Source organism: Actinoplanes sp. CA-252034 (assembly GCF_050956125.1).
Taxonomy (GTDB): domain Bacteria; phylum Actinomycetota; class Actinomycetes; order Mycobacteriales; family Micromonosporaceae; genus Actinoplanes.
Genome location: NZ_CP191846.1, coordinates 8,205,821 through 8,221,608 on the forward strand (window position 1 = coordinate 8,205,821; position 15,788 = coordinate 8,221,608).

Annotated in this window: 16 protein-coding genes; 7 read left to right on the forward strand and 9 right to left on the reverse strand. The window is 69.9% G+C overall.

Annotated features, from left to right (window positions below; translation table 11 throughout):
* Positions 1-187: 187 nt before the first annotated feature.
* The 3 genes from ACQPZW_RS37220 to ACQPZW_RS37230 form a co-directional block, all read right to left on the reverse strand.
* On the reverse strand, positions 188-448 hold the full coding sequence (locus ACQPZW_RS37220) for a Txe/YoeB family addiction module toxin (protein WP_433790692.1): 261 nt from the start codon (positions 446-448) through the stop codon (positions 188-190).
* On the reverse strand, positions 445-702 hold the full coding sequence (locus ACQPZW_RS37225; protein ID WP_433790693.1) for a type II toxin-antitoxin system Phd/YefM family antitoxin: 258 nt from the start codon (positions 700-702) through the stop codon (positions 445-447). Before ACQPZW_RS37225 ends, ACQPZW_RS37220 begins: the two co-directional genes overlap by 4 nt.
* Positions 703-890: 188 nt before the next feature.
* Positions 891-1,052 (reverse strand): hypothetical protein, encoded by a 162-nt coding sequence (locus ACQPZW_RS37230; RefSeq protein ID WP_433790694.1) that lies wholly within the window; start codon positions 1,050-1,052, stop codon positions 891-893.
* A gap of 182 nt (positions 1,053-1,234) precedes the next feature.
* Here ACQPZW_RS37230 and ACQPZW_RS37235 point away from each other — a divergent pair, with 182 nt between their 5' ends.
* Positions 1,235-1,801 (forward strand): hypothetical protein, encoded by a 567-nt coding sequence (locus ACQPZW_RS37235; RefSeq protein WP_433790695.1) that lies wholly within the window; start codon positions 1,235-1,237, stop codon positions 1,799-1,801.
* On the opposite strand, the gene pdxY is transcribed toward ACQPZW_RS37235, so the two are convergent.
* The 3 genes from pdxY to ACQPZW_RS37250 all read right to left on the reverse strand — a co-directional run bounded on the left by pdxY (position 1,779) and on the right by ACQPZW_RS37250 (position 6,680).
* Positions 1,779-2,630: a pyridoxal kinase PdxY gene (gene pdxY / locus ACQPZW_RS37240; protein WP_433790696.1), complete on the reverse strand. Its 852-nt coding sequence runs from the start codon at positions 2,628-2,630 to the stop codon at positions 1,779-1,781. The genes ACQPZW_RS37235 and pdxY overlap by 23 nt on opposite strands.
* Positions 2,631-2,759: 129 nt before the next feature.
* A complete protein-coding gene (locus ACQPZW_RS37245; protein ID WP_433790697.1) occupies positions 2,760-4,025 on the reverse strand; it encodes a cellulose binding domain-containing protein in 1,266 nt (421 codons plus the stop codon).
* Positions 4,026-4,250: 225 nt separating this feature from the next.
* Complete coding sequence (locus tag ACQPZW_RS37250; RefSeq protein ID WP_433790698.1) at positions 4,251-6,680, reverse strand: non-reducing end alpha-L-arabinofuranosidase family hydrolase; 2,430 nt, start codon at positions 6,678-6,680, stop codon at positions 4,251-4,253.
* Between the two features lie 511 nt (positions 6,681-7,191).
* Here ACQPZW_RS37250 and ACQPZW_RS37255 point away from each other — a divergent pair.
* From ACQPZW_RS37255 to ACQPZW_RS37280, 6 genes are all read left to right on the forward strand, one after another.
* Positions 7,192-8,652 carry a sigma-70 family RNA polymerase sigma factor gene (locus tag ACQPZW_RS37255; protein ID WP_433790699.1) on the forward strand — a complete coding sequence of 487 codons (1,461 nt, stop codon included), beginning with the start codon at positions 7,192-7,194 and terminating at the stop codon, positions 8,650-8,652.
* A 92-nt stretch (positions 8,653-8,744) separates the two neighbouring features.
* The gene (locus tag ACQPZW_RS37260) at positions 8,745-9,737 is read left to right on the forward strand and encodes a LacI family DNA-binding transcriptional regulator (protein WP_433790701.1); all 993 of its coding nucleotides are present in this window, start codon (positions 8,745-8,747) and stop codon (positions 9,735-9,737) included.
* A gap of 247 nt (positions 9,738-9,984) precedes the next feature.
* Positions 9,985-11,340, forward strand: coding sequence for an ABC transporter substrate-binding protein (locus ACQPZW_RS37265; RefSeq protein ID WP_433790702.1), 1,356 nt, complete (start codon positions 9,985-9,987; stop codon positions 11,338-11,340).
* On the forward strand, positions 11,340-12,251 hold the full coding sequence (locus ACQPZW_RS37270) for a carbohydrate ABC transporter permease (protein WP_433790703.1): 912 nt from the start codon (positions 11,340-11,342) through the stop codon (positions 12,249-12,251). The genes ACQPZW_RS37265 and ACQPZW_RS37270 overlap by 1 nt, the downstream gene beginning before the upstream one ends.
* A complete protein-coding gene (locus ACQPZW_RS37275; protein WP_433790705.1) occupies positions 12,248-13,072 on the forward strand; it encodes a carbohydrate ABC transporter permease in 825 nt (274 codons plus the stop codon). The genes ACQPZW_RS37270 and ACQPZW_RS37275 overlap by 4 nt, the downstream gene beginning before the upstream one ends.
* 3 nt (positions 13,073-13,075) lie before the next feature.
* The gene (locus ACQPZW_RS37280; RefSeq protein WP_433790707.1) at positions 13,076-13,915 is read left to right on the forward strand and encodes an SGNH/GDSL hydrolase family protein; all 840 of its coding nucleotides are present in this window, start codon (positions 13,076-13,078) and stop codon (positions 13,913-13,915) included.
* 24 nt (positions 13,916-13,939) lie between these two features.
* Here ACQPZW_RS37280 and ACQPZW_RS37285 read toward each other — a convergent pair whose 3' ends face one another.
* From ACQPZW_RS37285 to ACQPZW_RS37295, 3 genes are read right to left on the reverse strand one after another with little or no spacing between them, the layout of a single operon-like run.
* Positions 13,940-14,311: a patatin-like phospholipase family protein gene (locus ACQPZW_RS37285; RefSeq protein WP_433790708.1), complete on the reverse strand. Its 372-nt coding sequence runs from the start codon at positions 14,309-14,311 to the stop codon at positions 13,940-13,942.
* Positions 14,269-14,751, reverse strand: a complete 483-nt coding sequence (locus tag ACQPZW_RS37290; RefSeq protein WP_433790709.1) for a patatin-like phospholipase family protein — start codon at positions 14,749-14,751, stop codon at positions 14,269-14,271. Before ACQPZW_RS37290 ends, ACQPZW_RS37285 begins: the two co-directional genes overlap by 43 nt.
* Positions 14,752-14,760: 9 nt before the next feature.
* The gene (locus tag ACQPZW_RS37295) at positions 14,761-15,774 is read right to left on the reverse strand and encodes a LacI family DNA-binding transcriptional regulator (RefSeq protein ID WP_433797733.1); all 1,014 of its coding nucleotides are present in this window, start codon (positions 15,772-15,774) and stop codon (positions 14,761-14,763) included.
* Positions 15,775-15,788: the final 14 nt, after the last annotated feature.

A 15,788-nucleotide genomic window follows, 5' to 3' on the forward strand; every position in this document is an offset into this window, starting at 1 on the left:
GGAACGATACTTCTCGCCAGAGGGCAGCTCGTGGAGAAGCCGCAACACATCTTCGGCCGCGCCCGCGATTGGACGGTCTCGTCTCCTTCGCCACAAGACCTCTTGCCGCAACTCAGAAGGCAGCATCGCTGGGCGTGGTGAGCGGCCGACGCCGTCAGGGCAAGAGCTTCCTGCTCCAGGCTATGAGCTACTCGTAGTGGTACCGGCAGGAGATGATGGTGATCTCGTTGATCTCGACGGCGTACACCATGCGGTGTTCGTCGTCGATGCGCCGGGACCGGAGTCCTGCGAGGTTGTTTCGGAGGATCTCCGGTTTGCCGATGCCCTGGCCGTCGGGATCACGTTTGATGTCGGCGATCAGTGCGTTGATGCGTTTGAGGGTTTTACGGTCCTGGGTCTGCCAGTACAGGTAGTCTTCCCAGGCGTGGTCGGTCCAGCTGAGTTTCACTCCTCGGGGCCGAAATCCCGCTCGGCGGCCCGGCCGGCTCGCCACTGCTCGACGCTCTCGACGAGACGCTTGGCGTTGGCGGGCGATCGAAGCAGGTAATTGGTTTCCATGATCGAATCCCAATCCTCCTTGCTCACCAGGACGGCGTTACCCCGCTTGGAGACGATCTCGATCGGGGTGTGGTCCTCGTTGACGCGCTCGATGAGCGGAAAGAGGGACTTGCGTGCCTCGCTGGCACTGATCGCTGAAGTCACGACGCCTCCCAAGGTTGTACCGGATACGGTACCACTTTAGAGGTGGCGGTGCGCCGCTCCTGACACCCGTTCGGGCCGCCGACAGCGGCCAGGTGCTGGTTGGCCACCCGGCGAACACGTTCTGTAGCCGTACGCCGGATTCGTCTTGTTCGTCGCCGCCCAGATCGAAGAACGGGTCGCGGTAGCGTCTACGGCTCACGTCCCGGCCGCTCGCCTCGCGGAGGTGGCTCGCCGAGCAGTGAGGCGAACCAGGCGGGCGGGCAGAGTGCCGGGCCGAGCCGGCCGAAGGCGACGAGCATGGCGGCCCACAGCGCCTCCGGCCGTTTCAGCAGGCGCTGGTTCTTCTTCACCGACACCGACCAGCCGTGTACGACCCGCGCCAGCCCGGCCGCTTGGCCCAGGTCAGCGCGATGGCCAGCCGGGGAGGGGTCGGCACTGCTCTGGTCCGGAGCGTCCGGTTCCCGATCACCGGATCGATCTTGTCGCCGGTCTCCAGCAGGGCGACCAGGTGCTCATGCGCGATGATGCCCGGATGGATCAGCGGCACGCGGACCTGGCACGGGCACTGCGCGAGCTCGGCTGGTGGCGGCATCTCTCCCCGGACGACGCCGCTGCCGGGGAGCGGGCGGTCGCCGAGGGGTCGCATCCGCTCGGTGGGCGGGCGACCCTCGACGAAGAGCCCGGTACCAGGTATTTCGACGTCGACGGCGAGACGATGGCCGAGGGTGGTGTGACCCGGGTCCTGAGGGAGATGGCCCCCGCCCTGCGCCCGCACGGGGTGGATCTGCACGTCGAGCTCGTGAGCCACCCCGAGGACTACGTCGTCGCGATCAACGGCCGCCGGTGTGTGGTGCTGACGCCGGACGACTGGGACCGGCGCAGCCCGTGGGCGGTCGCCACGATGAACCCGCTGATCGTCGTCAACGAGCTGCTCGCCGAGGCCGGCGCCGTCCCCCGCCTCTACACGTGGTATCCCGGCAGCAACCAGGGCGAAGCCTGGCTGCTCGACCCTCGCATCGTCGCCGTCATCGCCGACAGCGGCCTGATCAGCGCCGACGACATGCCGGTCCGCCCGTTCAGCGCACCTTCTCTGCGCTGAACTGCATCCGCGGGCTCGCATAGAACTCCTGCGCCTGCACCAGCCGCAGCTCACGCTCCCCCGACCGGAAGGTCGTCTCGATCAGATCGAAAACGCTGGAGGCGGTACGCTCCAGCGCCACCGCCGCATCCTTGGTCGCCACATAGTGCGCGGTGAACAGGGCAGCCGTGACATCACCGGACCCGTTGGCCTTGAACGGCAGGTGCGGGGTGGTCACGACCCACGCGCCGGCGTCGTCCACGGCCAGCATCTCGATCGTGCCCTCCGCCCGGCCGGGCCGCTCCACGCTGGTGACCAGCACCGTCGACGGCCCCATGGCGCGGGCCAGGTCGGCGGAGGCGAGCGTCGACTCGATGGTGTCCGGCTCGGTGCCGGTCAGGAAGCCCAGCTCGAACTGGTTCGGCGTGATGATGTCGGCGACCGGCACGACCCGGTCACGCAGCAGCACCGGGATCTCCGGCGCGACGAAGCACCCCGACTTGGCGTTGCCCATGACCGGGTCGCACGCGTACACCGCCTCGGGATTTGCTGCCTTGACCCGGCGCACCGCGTCGATGATGACGTCGGCGATGCCGGCCCCGCCCTGATAGCCGGAGAGCACCGCGTCGATCTGCGGAAACACCCCCCGCTCCTCCACGCCGAGCAGGACCTCGGCCACGTCCGGCGGCGGGATGAGCGGCCCGCGCCAGGCGCCGTAACCGGTGTGGTTGGAGAAGTTGACGGTGTGGACCGGAACGACCTCGACACCGATGCGCTGCAGCGGGAACACGGCCGCGGAGTTGCCGACATGCCCGTGGGCGACCGCCGACTGGATGGACAGAACCTTCATGTTCCCAGCTTAGAGACCGGTCAGCGGCCGCTTCCCCGGAGGCATTCCGGCACACCGGAAGCGGTGTTCCGATGCGGGTGGACCCGCATCGGAACACCATCGGCGCGAGGCGGCGCGCGAAAGCCGGCGTCAGGCGGTGGTGCAGGTGGCGCCATTGAGGGTGTACGCCGTGGGCGCCCCGCTGTCACCGGTGTGCGTCGCCTGGAACCCGAAGCTGACCGACGCGCCCGGAGCCACCGCCGCGTTGTAGGCGACGTTGGACGCCACGACGCGACCGGACAGCGGCGTGAAGGTGGCGTTCCAGCCGCTGCTGACGCTCTGTCCCTGAGCCAGGGTGAACGCCAGCGACCAGCCGTTGACCGCGGTGCTGCCGGTGTTGGTGACGGTGATCTCGGCGGTCAGGCCGGTGTTCCAGGGGTTGACCTTGGCGCTGACCCGGCAGGCGGCCGGCCCGGGCGGCGGGCTGCTCGACGACGCCGAGGGCACCGGGCCGGACGGGCCGGGGCTCGACGGTGTGGTGCTGCCGAGCGAGGTGAAGAACTGCCAGACCTCGGTGGACACCCAGGACGAGGAGGCGTTGCGGTCGGTCGGCAGCGGCACATGGTCGCCGTCGTGGGCGGCCCACCGGACCGGGTATCCGGCACGGCAGCCGGAGTAGTTGGTGGTGATGTGGGTGCCGCTGTTCGCGGCCGGCTCGGGCGGGTTCTGGGCGGTGCAGCCGTTGGCGCGGACGAAGGAGTCCCGCAGGCTGCGGCCCTGGGAGATGTTCAGGACGCTGTCGCGGGTGCCGTGGATGCCGAAGTAGGCGACCGGCTGGGCGGCCGACGAGCATCCGCTGAGGTTGGCGCCGGCGATCGGGGCGACCGCCCGGAACACCGTGGGCCGGGCGCAGGCGAGGGCGTAGCTCATCGCGCCGCCGTAGCTGAAACCGAGGGCGAACCGCTGGGTCGTGTCGACGCACAGATCGTTCTCGACCGTACGCAGAATGTCGTCGACGAGGGTGACGTCCCGGCCGCCGGTGTTGGCCCAGCCTGCGTCGAGGCCCTGCGGCGCGATGAAGATCGCGCTGTTCGCGGACCGCTGCTGCAGTCCGTAGAAGCCGTTGCCGACCACGTCGTTGGCGCTGCCGTTGAGCCAGTGCAGCCCGACGACCAGCCGGTACGCCTGGCCACTGTTGTAGTTGCCCGGCAGCCGCAGATTGTAGGTGCGGGCGCGGCCGCCGCTCTGGATGGTGTAGGTGCCGTCGCGCAGGGTCGGGGCCTTGCCGCAGCCCGCGGTGGTGGCGGCCTGTGCGGTCCCGCCGGTCAGCAGCGCCGCGCCGGTGGCCATGATCGTCACTGCGGCGGCGATCATCACGCCGAGGAGCTTCCGGTTCGGTGTTCTTCGTTCCGCCATTCGGGTGCCTCCGGTTAACGACATTTATCAGCGGCAATTCGTGAAGGTTACGGGAGCGCTCCCATTCTCTCAATACGGGCCAGAAGACACGTAAGGAATCAGCAGCTCAACATGCATGAGGCGCATTTATAACAATTTTCGGCGTCGCACTTTTGGCAGAATGCGGAATTGGCCGTGGGCGGGCTCAGCTCGAAACCGAGCCCGCCCACGACGGTGCGGAGACCGTCAGCGTCGCAGGGTCAGCAGACCCGGCCGGTAGGGCAGCCGGCCGTAATCGCCGCCGGAGCTCGGGGACCGGCCCTGGTAGAGCAACTGCAGGTTGCAGGGATCCACGGTCATGGTCTGGTCGGCGCCGGTCCGGATCAGCTCCCCGTGGCTGATGTCGTTGGTCCAGGTCGCGCCGCTGTTGGCCTTGCCCGCGAACGGGTTGCCCTCGGTGGCCGCCTGCGGTGTCCACGTCCCGCCCAGGCTGCTCGCCGTGAACGACCGGAAGTAGCGGCCCTGGCTGCCGACCGCCTCGACGATCATCAGGTACTGGCTGCGGCCCGCCACCTTGTACACCTGGACGGCCTCGAACAGGTTGTTCTTGGTGTCGCTGAGGACAACCGACGACGCGGTCCCGAAGCTGCCGGGGAAGTTCCCGATCGGCATGCTCGCCCGGTAGATCCTGCCGTTGTCGCCGGCGAAGAACAGGTACATGTTCGTCGAGTCACCGATGACCGCCTGGTCGATCGGGCCGGTGTCGGAGCCGGAGATGCTCCCGGAGAACAGCGTCTGCGGCGACGACCAGCCGTTGGGGTTCGCCGGGTCGCTGGAGGTGCGGTAGGAGAACGCCGGCCCACCCCACTGGTAGGCCAGGACCCAGATGTTCCTCGGGGCGAAGAAGAACAGCGACGGCGCGACCGCCGAGAAGTTCATGCTGTTCTGACTCGCCGAGCCCATGTCCGACCAGTTGGTGAACGGGCTGAAGCTCATCGAGCCCCAGGACGAGCCGTTGTCGTGGGTGGTCGCGTAGACCAACTGCCGCCCGTTGTACGGCGCGTGCGTGAAGTCCTTCAGCGACGCCCACCCCGACTTCGGATCGGCCAGCACCCCGCTCGACGACCAGCGGTAACTCGACGGCAGCGCGCACGACGCCGACGGCGACGAGGCGGCCGGGCTGGTCGGGGTACCACCACCGCCTACCCGGACGAGCTGCCACTGCTGGTTGGCGCCGTTCCAGTCGGCGTACTGCACGACGTTGGCCCCGTCGGCTGTCGACGCTCCCTGCACCTCGACGGCCCGGCCGCTGTTCCGGTTGACCAGCTGGATGTAGCCGTCGACGTCCTGAACGCTGAACTGCTGGCTGGTGGTGTTGCCGTCGGTGAACTGCACGATCGCGCCACCGTCGGCGGTCGACCGGTTCTGCACATCCAGGACCTTGCCGGAGTGCTTCGACTTGAGCCGGTAGTAGCCGCCGCCGGCGTCGGCGAACTGCCACTGCTGCTGCGCCTGGTCGTTACGGGCCCACTGGCTGATCCGGGCGCCGTCCCCGGTGGCCAGGTTGTAGACGTCCAGGGCCTTGCCGCTGGTGCGGTTCACCAGCACGTACGAGGCGCTGGTGTCGATCCCGGTGGACGGCGACGGCGTGCCGGTGCCGCCTCCGCTGTTGCCGTTGAGGACGTTCAGCACCGACGTGTACGCGGCCTTCTTGTTGCCGGAGGCGTCGAACAGCAGCGGGTTGGTGCCGGTACGCCACGAGTCGCTGTCGCGGATGCCCCACACCGTGATGCCGGTGCAGCGCGACACCGCCAGGCAGGCCCGGGTGACGGCGGCGTACGCGGCGGCCTGGTTGTTGCCGGAGATGTCCAGCTCGGTGATCTGCACGTCGACGCCGAGGTCGGCGAACCGCTGCAGGTTGGCCTGGTAGTCGCCGGGCGCGTTGTTGGTCAGGTGCGACTGGAAGCCCACGCAGTCGATCGGGACGCCGCGCGCCTTGAAGTCCTTGACCATGGCGTAGACGGCGGTGCTCTTCGCGTTGACGCCGTCGGTGTTGTAGTCGTTGTAGCAGAGCTTGGCGCCCGGATCGGCCGTCCGCGCCGCCTTGAACGCCGCCTCGATCCAGTCGTTGCCGGTGCGCTGCAGGCTGGAGTCGCGCCGCGAGCCGCGGCCGTCGTCGGCGAACGCCTCGTTCACCACGTCCCAGGAGTGGATCTTGCCTTTGTAGTGGGTGGCGACCTGGGTGACGTGGTTGAGCATCGCCGAGCGCAGCGTGCTGCCGGACAGCGACTGTGCCCAGCCCGGCATCTGCGAGTGCCAGGCCAGCGCATGCCCGCGGACCTTCTGCCCGTTGCCCTGCGCCTGGTTGAGGATCCGGTCGCCGGCCGAGTAGGTGAAGACGCCGCGGGACGGCTCGGTGGCGTCCCACTTCATCTCGTTCTCGGCGGTGACCGAGGTGAACTCGCGCTTCAGGATCGTGGTGTAGGTGCTGTCGCCGAGTCTCGATGCGGCGATCGCGGCGCCGAAGTAGCGGTTCCGGGCCTCGGCCGACGCACCGAGGGTGGTCGCCGCCTCGGAGGTGCCGGCGAAGACGATCGCCGCGCCCGCGGCGACGGCCGCGGTAACCACGACGGGCAGGAGCGTGCGCAACCGGCGTGAACGGCTGGGTGTGGTCATGACGACGGTGCCTTTCGGGGATGATGTGCCCGCAACCGGCGGCGGCGGGCGACCGGCGCCGTTCGGGGCGGCGGCCGGCAGTCCACCATCAGTGGACTGAATGCGGCGAGAAATGCTCGCCGGCAAATGCCTGGGGATCTTTCCCAAGGCGCCGACACATGATTACAGACCATTTCTACGGCCTCAAGCCGGGGCGACGAATTCATCAACAAATCGCGTTGACCAGCACTTACTCAGCCGGACCAGGCACTACACCCCGCCATAACAACTTGCCGGACGCCGATTTCTTAATTCTTTCTCAAGTACGGGTGAGACGATCGGGAAGTACGGTGCGCCGATCAATAAGAGGCTTTGGTAAAGACAATGCACCGAATCGGCGGACCATGCGACTCCACCGCACGTAACGGTTTTCCGTCGCCGGATAATTCAGATCGCTGAAGTTCGCACCGTCCACCCGAACAGCGCCGGACCGGCCGTGATCGCGATCAAGGGGCATAGGGTGGGTGCCGCTATGAGGGCACCGGACACCAACCTGGCCACCACGGTCACCGCCGCACAACGCGGGGACCGCAGCGCGCTCACCGAGCTCGTCTCCACGTACCTCCCACTGGTCCGCAACGTCATCGGCCGCGCCGTGGACAACACCGCCGACGTGGACGACATCGTGCAGGACACGATGGTCCGAGCGGTCCGCGATCTGCCCTCGCTGCGCAGTCCCGGGAGTTTCCCGACCTGGCTGACGTCGATCGCGGTCCGCCAGGTCGGTACCTACCGGACCCGGCAGGAGTCCCGGGCCGGCCGCACCACCGTCCTCGAGGACGCCGTGGGACTCCCCGATCCCGTCGGCGATCCGGAGGGCGCCGGCCTGCTGCGCGCCGAGCTGAGCGCCCAGCGCCGGGAGGTCGCCCAGGCCGGCCGGTGGCTCGACCCGGACGACCGCACCCTGCTGTCGCTCTGGTGGCAGGAGGTCGCCGGGGTCATGAACCGCGCCGAGATCGCCGCGACCCTGGATCTCAGCGTCGCCCACACCGGCGTCCGCATCCAGCGCATGCGCGAACAGCTCGACACGGCCCGCACGCTGGTCGCGGCGCTCGCCGCCGGCGACTGCCCGGAGCTGGCCGGCCTGACCGCCGGATGGGACGGCCGCCCGGACCGGGTGTGGCGTAAACGCCTGGCCCGGCATGTGCGGACCTGCCCGGTGTGCACCCCGGCGGCACAGCGCCACATGCCGGTCGAGCGGCTTCTCGCGAGCCTGCCGGCTCTCGCGGTCCCGGCCGGCCTCACCGACCTGGTCCTGGCCAAGGCCGCGCCGGCCGCGATGTCCGGCACGGCGGCGACCGGCCTCAAGGCGGGCCTGCTGAAGCTGCTGTCCACCCACCCGCTGGTCGCCGCCGTCACCAGCGCCACGGTGGCCGCCGCGGTGGCGGTCCCGATAATCGTCCGCGACGGCGAGCCGGAGACACCACGGACGGTCACCGCCCCGCAGGCCACGACGGCTTCACCCGTGTCGGAGAGTCCCGCGCCCGCGTCCCCGTCGGCGGCGACGATCCGGCCGGGACGCCTGTCGCTGCAGCTGGCCGGCGGCGGCTACCTCACCGCCCGCGACGACGACGTGGCAGTGATCGCCCCGGCCGGCGACGACCGCAGCCGCCGCCGGGCCACCTTCGTCGCCGTGGCCGGGCTGGCCGACCCGGACTGCTACTCGTTCCGGACCCTCGACGGCCGGTATCTGCGGCACTACGACCTGCTGGCCTACGCCAACACCCCGGACGGCACCGCGGTCTTCCCGAAGGACGCGACCTACTGCGCGCTGCCGGGCGCGACCCCCGACGCCGTCATCCTGCAGTCACACAACTACCCGCAGCTCTGCCTCCGGTGGACCGGCACCCAGCTCCGTGTCGGCTACAACGACGCCAGCGACGAGTTCCGCGCCGACAGCAGCCTTCGGATCATGCCTCCACTGGCCGGCTGACAGGGCGCCCACCAGCGGCGTCCTACTCGGTACAGTGCTTTCGATAAAGCGCTTCGGACCGGCTCGGGGCGGCACACGGGAATGGGGCGGACGTGGCGGCGGATGATCGGGTCACCATCTACGAGGTCGCCGACCGCGCGCAGGTGAGTATCTCGACGGTCTCCAACGTGCTCAACAAGCCGGACCGGGTCAGCCCGGCGACGCGCGCGCGGGTGCTGGCGGCCGCCGACGAGCTCGGGTTCGTGCCCAAGGCGCAGGCTGTCAGCCTGGCCCGGCGCGCGGCCGGACGGATCGGCGTGATGGCCCCGTTCACCTCGTACGGTTCATACCTGCGGCGGCTGTCCGGTGTGCTGACCGCGGCGAGTGAGCTGGAGATCGACGTCGTGGTCTTCGACCACGAGTCGGCCGCCCTCGCCTCGTCGCCGGTGCTGGCCAGCATGCCGTTGCACGGCCGGCTGGACGGCCTGATCGTGATGGGCCTGCGGATCGAGGACGCCATCGCGGACCGGCTGCGCGAGCGGAGCCTGCCGACGGTGGCCGTCGACGCCGACAGCTCGCTGTTCAGCCGCGTCGTGATCGACGACAACGACGGGGGCGGGCTGGCCGCCGCACACCTGCGTGACCGGGGGCATCGCCGGGTCGGCTACCTCCTGGAGCGGCAGGTGTCCGACTACGAGTCGCAGGCGATCCGGCGGCTGTCCGGCTTCCGGCGGGTGATCGAGGAGGCCGGCGGCGAGGTGATCGTCGCGACCAGTGACAACTCCGTCGACGCGGCCCGGCGCGCCGCCGCGGAGCTGCTCGACGTGACGGACCGGCCCACCGCCGTCATGGCGCATCACGACACGCTCGCCGTGGGGGTCCTGCTGGCCGCCCGGGATCGTGGGCTGCGGGTGCCGGCGGACGTGGCCGTGATGGGCTTCGACGACGGCGAGACCGCGACGGCGGCCGATCTGACGACCGTCCGGCAGCCGTTCGAGGAGTCCGGCAGCATCGCGCTGTCGGTGCTGCTGGGCCACGTCGACGGCCCGCGTCCGAGGTCCACCACCGTGCTCGACGTGCGTCTGGTGCAGCGATCCACGACCTGAGACACGACCTCCACGAGGGGTTCTGACCAGCGCGACCAGCGATAAAAGTGCTTTTATAGAAACGCTTGACACGTCTGCCTCCATGCGGTTTCGTGCTTGTTACACGGACACGGGACGACCCGCCCTTCGGCGCAGAGAGCTACCACCCCCGCATCGCCGCACCGGGACGAAATACCGATAACCACGTCATCGCACGACCGGTGGTGATCTCCTCACCACCGGAAGTTCTGCGATCCTGGAGGCCGACATGGCTCACGGAACCACCAGCCGACCACTACTCGCCGCGATAACCCTCACCACGTTCCTCGCCGCCGCCGCGTGCAGCGCCCCCGGCAGCGACGCGAGCGGCACCGACCCGAACGCCGGCGCCGCACCCGCCACCACCGCGACCTGCGGCACCGCGCCGATCAGCCTCAAGGCGTACTTCGAGACCGGCTTCCCGCTGCCGAAGAGCCTGGCCGACGAGTTCACCAAGCAGCACCCCAACGTCACGTGGGACATCCGTGAGGACCAGTTCGCGGTCATCACGCAGAACGCGCCCCGGGTGCTGGCCGACGACCCGCCGGACCTGATGCGCCTGCCGCAGGTGTCCGAACTGGTCAAGGACGATCTGCTGAAGAACCTCGACGGCTACGCCCAGACCCTCGGCTGGACCGGCTGGCCCGCCTCCCAGCTGCAGCAGATGCGGGTGGGCGCCAACGGCGAGCGCGGCGACGGCCCGCTCTACGCGATGGGGCTCAACTTCAGCATGACCGGCGTCTTCTACAACAAGAAGCTGGCCGCACAGGTCGGCATGAGCCAGCCGCCGGCCACCCTGGCCGAGCTCGACACCGTCCTGCAGAAGGCCAAGGACGCCGGCATCGTCCCGATCAACCAGTTCAACGGCGGTGCCACCGGTGGCCTGGCCTTTCCCCTGCAGAACCTGATGGCGGCGTACGGCGACGCCGGCGCGATCAACAACTGGATCTTCCAGCGCTCCGGGTCGACCATCGACACCCCGGCGAACCTGCAGGCCACCCAGCACCTGGAGAAGTGGATCAAGTCGGGGTTCTTCGCCCCGGACGTCAACTCTCAGGACTACGCCACCATGATGAGCCGCTTCATCGAAGGCAAGAACCTGTTCATCTTCGACGGCGACTGGGAGTCGGGCAACCTCGACAAGCAGATGGCCGGCAACGTCGGCTTCTTCCTGATGCCCCCGGCACAGGCGGGCGGCAAGCAGGCCGCGATGTCCGCCCCGCTCACCTACGGCATCGGCAGCAAGGCCAAGAACGCCGACTGTGCCGCCTTCTTCCTCAACTGGGTCGCCACCGACCAGAAGGCCCGCGACATCGCGGTCACGGTCGGCGGCTCACACCCGATGGGCCCGGCCGACGCGTACATGCCGGCCGTCAAGGAGGGCAGCGTCACCGCCGCCACCCTGGCCGCCGGCGCGGTCATCGGCAAGGACAACGGCGCGATGGACTTCATCGCCAACGCCACCGGCGCCATCTACGCCAAGAGCTGGACCCCGCAGCTGCAGAAGCTGGTGGCCGGGCAGCAGACGCCCGAAGCCCTGCTCGCCGAGGTGCAGAAGGACTACGAAGCCCAGGTCAAGAACTGATGTCGGCACCGGTCGAGGGGCGGCGTGCGCATCGTGCGCGCCGCCCCCGGGCGTCCTGGCTGGGTTGGCTGTTCGCCGCGCCCGCCATCATCATGTACGCCACATTCGTCCTCCGCCCGCTGCTGCTCACCGTCCAGTACTCGCTGTACGACTGGAACGGCATCGGCGCCTCCACCTGGGTCGGCCTGGACAACTACCGCAGACTGCTCACCGACGAGGACCTGTTCGCCTCGATCCTGCACGCCTTCGAGCTGATCATCTTCTTCAGCGGCATCCCGGTGATCCTCGGCCTGTTCGTCGCCGCCACCATTCGCGACATCGCGCAGAGCCGGCTGGCCGTGATCGCCCGGACCGTGCTGTTCCTGCCCCAGGTCATCCCCCTGGTCGCCGCCGGCATCATGTGGAGCTGGCTGCTGTCGACCACCGGCACGGCCAACGAGCTGCTGTCGGCCGTCGGGCTGGGCGACCTCACCCGCGCCTGGCTCGGCGACTTCGACACCGCGCTGCCCGCCGTCGGCGTCATCGGCGCCTGGGTCCTCGTCGGCCTCTGCACCCTGCTGCTCCTGGCCGGCATGAGCAAGATCGACCCATCGCTGTACGAGGCCGCCCGTCTCGACGGCGCCGGCCCGGTCCGGGAGTTCCTCTCGATCACCCTGCCCAGCCTGCGCCAGGAGATCGGCGTCTGCGTCACGGTCACCGTGATCGCCGCCCTGGCCAGCTTCGACATCGTCTACATCGCCACCCAGGGCGGTCCCGGCAACGCCACCATGGTCCCCGGCCTGGAGATCTACTACCTGGCCTTCTCCGAACGCGAGGTCGGCATGGCCTCGGCCCTGGCCGTCGCGCTCATCGTCCTCGTGCTTGCCTGCGTCCTGCCCATCCAGCGCCTCACCCGGGACGGCTCCCGATGAACACCACGCTGCGCGAGAACCTCACCGGGCGGATCCTGCTCGTCCTGCTGATGGCCATCACCATCCTGCCGTTCGGCAGTCTCTTCGTCACCGCCCTGCACCCGTCCGGCACCTACCCCTCCGGGCTGTCCTGGCCCGCCGACCCGCAGTGGGGCAACTTCCTCGACGCCTTCCAGGCCGCCGACATGGGCGCGCTGCTGTTCTCCAGCGTGCTCATCGTGCTCGGCGTCGTACCCGCCTCGCTGCTGTTCGGCACCATGGCCGGCTTCGCCTTCGGCCATCTCCGGATGCCCGGCCACCGCGCCGGCTTCCTGATCTTCGTGCTCGGCCTGACCCTCCCGTTCGAGGGCATCATCACCCCGCTCTACTACCAGGTCCGTGACATGGGCCTGCTCAACACCCGGTGGGCGATCATCCTGCCGCTCATCGGGCTGTTCATGCCCTTCTCCGTCCTGTGGATGCGGGCGCATTTCGTCACCATGCCCAGCGACCTCTCCGAGGCGGCCCGGGTGGACGGCGCCGGCACCTGGCAATTGTTCCGCCGGATACACGTGCCGCTGGCCATGCCCGCGCTCTCGTCCCTGGCGATCCTGCTGTTCCTCTGGACCTGGAACCAGTTCCTGCTGGCCATCGTGCTCGTCGACGACCCCGCGAAACGGACGATGGCCGGCGCGCTCGGCGCCTTCCAGGGGCAGTGGGGCACCGACATCCCCCTGCTGTGTGCCGGCGCCCTGCTGATCCTGGTGCCGACGCTGACCGTGTTCCTCGTCTTCCAGCGCCGTTTCGTGGCGGCGCTGCTCCAGGGTTCGATCAAGGGCTGAGACATGAACCCGGCACAGTCCTACACCGACGACGAGCGCCGCCACTTCCTGCGCTACACCCGTACCGCCCAGTGGCCGATGCTCCAGCGGTTCCCGATCGACGACGACGGCCACCTCGGCCTGCTCGCCGGCATGCTGGCCAGCCGGCCGGACACGATCGGGTCGATGATCCGTGCCATGCACGAGCAGACCCGCGCGACGGCGGCCCGGATGCTGGCCGACGATCAGCACCGCAGCGCCGTCGCCGCGCTGCCGTTCCGGGCGGGAGATCGGATCGTCGCGGTCGGCGACTCGATCACCGCCGACCGCCTGGGCTGGTTCGAGCTGCTGGCCGCCTCGGTCGGCCCGGACGCGGCCACCCTCGTCAACCTGGGTGTCAGCGGCGACACCACCGCGGACGTCCTGGAACGGTTCGACACCCTGGAGACGGCCGGGCCCAGCCACGTGCTGCTGATGATCGGCACCAACGACGCCCGCTTCCACGGCCGCGACCGGCCCTACCGGATGGCCACCGTCGCCGAGACCGAGCGCAACCTCCGGGCCCTCACCGACCTGATCACCCGCCAGCTCGGCGCCACGATCACCGTGATCACCCCACCCGCCGTCGACCAGGACCGCATCGACGCCTACTTCGGTGACGCCCCCGTGCACTGGACCGCCGAGGCGGTGGCCGAAGTCGCCGACGTGGTCCGCAAGACGGCGCCGGACGCGATCGACCTGCACGAGGCCACCCGGACCGGGCAACCGGCCGGCTTCCTGGAATCCGACGGCGTGCACCCGACGCCGGCCGGGCACCGGTTCATCCTGCGGCGGCTCCTGCACCATCTCGGCTCCAGCCGGTGAGCCCGGCACCGCGACGGCCGGACGTCACACCCCACGCTGCCAGTCGCGCCGGGCCTCGGCCGCCGTCACCAGAGCGCGGATCACCGGCAGCGCCTTCTCGCACGCCTCGCGACCGGCCTGCTCGAACTCCGGGATCCGGGTCAGCTCCCAGAACGCGTACGCGTCGACCTCCGGTTTCAGCACCAGATCCGCGTCCTGCTCGATCGCGTCCCGGCCGCCGGGCTGCAGGGTGCTGACCGCCACCAGGATGTGCAGGACGGTGGCCGGCGGCCGCCGTGGCAGCGGACCGGACACGTCGACCGCGATCACGATGTCCGCGCCCATCTCCCGGGCCAGCGCCGCCGGCACCATCGTCACCAGGCCGCCGTCGACGAGCAGGTGCCCGTCGCGGTCCACCGGGGGAACACGCCGGGAATGGCGGCGCTGGCCAGGACCGCGCTCGCCACCGGCCCGGACCGCAGCACCACCTCCCGCCCGGTGGTCAGGTCACAGGCGATCGCCGCGAACGGGCGCTGCAGGCCGTCGAAGTCGACGCCGTCGAGCGCGGTCTCCAGGAACTGCCCCAGCTTCGAGGTCTCGAACAGCGCCTTGCGGGTGCGGCCCGGCCGGACCAGGCGGGCCCAGCGCAGGGTCTGCGCCACCTTGGCGATCTCGGCCGGGCTCATCCCGTTGGCGTAGAGGGCGCCGACCAGGGCGCCCGCACTGGTCCCGGTGATGATCGCGGGCTGCAGGCCGGCCAGGTCGAGGGCCTCGAGGACGCCGATGTGCGCGGCGCCGCGCACCGCACCGCCACCGAGCGCCAGGCCGATCCGGATCGGTGCGATGTCGTCGTCCATCGTGCCAGGCTAGGCCGATCCGCGGCGGATGAGGCTGGTGGGCAGGATGAGTGACGTGGGTCGCTCACCCGCGATCAGGGCGAGCAGCATCCGGGTCATCTCCCGGCCGAGGGCCTGGATCGACTGGTGCACGGTGGTCAGCGGCGGATCGGTCTGCGCGGCGATGTCGAGGTCGTCGAAACCCACCACCGCCACGTCGGCCGGCACCGCGCGGCCCGCGTCGCCGAGCACGCGCAACGCCCCGGCGGCCATCTTGTCGCTGGCGGCGAAGACGGCGTCGAGATCGGGGTGGCGGTCGAGCAGGAGCTTCATCGCGGCGGCGCCACCGGCCTCGGTGAAGTCGCCCTCGGCCATGCCGTACGGCTCACGCCCGGCCATGACCATCGCCTCCCGGTATCCGCGGTAGCGGGCCTCGCCGGCCCGGGTGGCCATCTGCCCGGTGATGGTGACGATCCGGGTGCGGCCGAGGGCGAGGAGGTGCTCGGTGGCCAGGCGCGCCCCGCCGACGTTGTCGGAGTCGACATACCACTGTGGCTCGACGTGCAGCGGCCGGCCGCCGTGGACGACCGGCAGGCCGGCCTCGCCGACGATGCCGGTGAGCGGGTCGTCGCCCTGCAGGGCCATCAGCATGATGCCGTCCACGCCCCGGGCGTGCAGCAGGTTGGTCAGCCGGGACCGGCCGCGGCCGGAGCTGGCCAGGCACAGCAGCAGGTGCAGGTCGGTCTCCTCGAGGGCCGCCGACACACCGACGATGACCTGGGCGAAGAACGGGTCGGCGAACAGGGCCGGGTCGTCGTGGGAGAGCGCCAGGGCGACGATGCCGGTCTGCCGGGTGGCCAGGGCCCGGGCGGTGCGGTTGGGCCGGTAGCCCAGCTCCTTGACCGCCTTCTCGACGGCTTCGCGGGTGGATCGGCTGACGTACGGCGCGTTGTTGATGACCCGGGACGCGGCGGAGCGGGACACGCCGGCGCGCTCGGCCACCTCGTCGAGGGTGGGCTGCCTGCGGGGTGTCGCTGCCGCCATCGCCGGTGCCGGGT

Excerpts from the sequence above, each read along its gene's own strand:
- ACQPZW_RS37235 (WP_433790695.1), top strand. The coding sequence starts at position 1,235 with ATGGATCAGCGGCACGCGGACCTGGCACGGGCACTGCGCGAGCTCGGC.
- pdxY (WP_433790696.1), bottom strand. The coding sequence starts at position 2,630 with ATGAAGGTTCTGTCCATCCAGTCGGCGGTCGCCCACGGGCATGTCGGC.
- ACQPZW_RS37245 (WP_433790697.1), bottom strand. The coding sequence starts at position 4,025 with ATGGCGGAACGAAGAACACCGAACCGGAAGCTCCTCGGCGTGATGATC.
- ACQPZW_RS37250 (WP_433790698.1), bottom strand. The coding sequence starts at position 6,680 with ATGACCACACCCAGCCGTTCACGCCGGTTGCGCACGCTCCTGCCCGTC.
- ACQPZW_RS37255 (WP_433790699.1), top strand. The coding sequence starts at position 7,192 with ATGAGGGCACCGGACACCAACCTGGCCACCACGGTCACCGCCGCACAA.
- ACQPZW_RS37265 (WP_433790702.1), top strand. The coding sequence starts at position 9,985 with ATGGCTCACGGAACCACCAGCCGACCACTACTCGCCGCGATAACCCTC.
- ACQPZW_RS37270 (WP_433790703.1), top strand. The coding sequence starts at position 11,340 with ATGTCGGCACCGGTCGAGGGGCGGCGTGCGCATCGTGCGCGCCGCCCC.
- ACQPZW_RS37275 (WP_433790705.1), top strand. The coding sequence starts at position 12,248 with ATGAACACCACGCTGCGCGAGAACCTCACCGGGCGGATCCTGCTCGTC.
- ACQPZW_RS37280 (WP_433790707.1), top strand. The coding sequence starts at position 13,076 with ATGAACCCGGCACAGTCCTACACCGACGACGAGCGCCGCCACTTCCTG.
- ACQPZW_RS37290 (WP_433790709.1), bottom strand. The coding sequence starts at position 14,751 with ATGGACGACGACATCGCACCGATCCGGATCGGCCTGGCGCTCGGTGGC.
- ACQPZW_RS37295 (WP_433797733.1), bottom strand. The coding sequence starts at position 15,774 with ATGGCGGCAGCGACACCCCGCAGGCAGCCCACCCTCGACGAGGTGGCC.